This window comes from Polynucleobacter sp. Fuers-14 (assembly GCF_018882045.1).
In the GTDB taxonomy this organism is placed as follows: Bacteria; Pseudomonadota; Gammaproteobacteria; order Burkholderiales; family Burkholderiaceae; genus Polynucleobacter.
Genome location: NZ_JACVPG010000034.1, coordinates 1 through 1,059 on the forward strand (window position 1 = coordinate 1; position 1,059 = coordinate 1,059).

Genomic DNA, 1,059 nt, shown 5'->3' on the forward strand with positions numbered 1-1,059 from the left:
GGTGGATTCAACTACGAAGTGCAACTTTGAACAACTAGTTAAGGAGGCTAAGGATGTTTTAGTATCCAAAGCTTCTAGACCTGCAAGTCAAAGTAGCCATGACCTATCAACACCTTAGCCAAACTGAACGATATCAGATTTATATCCTCATGAAAGACGGAAAAACCCAAACTCAAATAGCCCAACTGATGGATCGGCATAAGTCGACCATTAGCCGAGAGCTTGCTCGCAATACGGGGCTCAAAGGTTACCGTCCCAAGCAAGCCTGCCTGTTGGCAGAAGAACGCTCATTAGGCTGCCGTAATGCCGCCCAAATAACAGCCGATCAATGGAATCAGACAGTGGATTGCCTCTTAGCTCAGTGGAGCCCCGTCCAAATTGCCAATCAGGTTGGCATTAGTCATGAGACCATCTACCGCCATGTCTACGCCGATAAAGCCGCTGGCGGCAATCTTTACCAGCAGCTGCGTTGCCAAAAAAAGCGCAAGAAACGCTATGCCAGCGGCCGTGATCGCAGAGGCCAAATAGTAGGTAGGCGGCCGATCAGTGAGCGCCCAGCGCACATTGAGACAAGATCCCAAGTCGGCCACTGGGAAGGCGATACTGTAATTGGAGCGGCCCACAAGCAAGCTGTTGTGACCTTGGTTGAGCGCAAGAGTGGCTATGCCGTTTTGGCTAAGGTCAAGAACAAGACGTCGGATTTAGTCAGTAGCGCCATCATCACTAAATTAAACGCCGTGACCCCACTCGTTAAAACCCTGACTTTTGACAACGGCAAGGAATTTGCCGAGCACGCCAGGATTGATACAGCTCTTCAATCAACGACGTACTTTGCGGATCCGTTTGCTAGTTGGCAACGTGGATCAAATGAAAACTTCAATGGTCTATTGCGGCAATACATCCCCAAAAAGAGACCGCTATCTACTGTGACCGATAAGGAGCTTAGAATGATCCAAGACCGTTTAAACAACCGACCTAGAAAACGATTAGGATTTAAAACCCCCAATGAAGTATTTATGCAGTCCTTAAACCGTGTTGCACTTCGTGTTTGAATCTACG

The 1,059-nt window shown here is 48.3% G+C and carries 1 protein-coding gene; it reads left to right on the top strand.

The features are described from left to right. Positions 1 to 98 precede the first annotated feature (98 nt). Complete coding sequence (locus ICN40_RS11550) at positions 99 to 1,052, top strand: IS30 family transposase (protein WP_216168232.1); 954 nt, start codon at positions 99 to 101, stop codon at positions 1,050 to 1,052. Positions 1,053 to 1,059: the final 7 nt, after the last annotated feature.

What these genes read in the sequence shown, in the direction of transcription:
- ICN40_RS11550 (WP_216168232.1), top strand. Translation starts at nt 99, where the DNA reads ATGACCTATCAACACCTTAGCCAAACTGAACGATATCAGATTTATATC.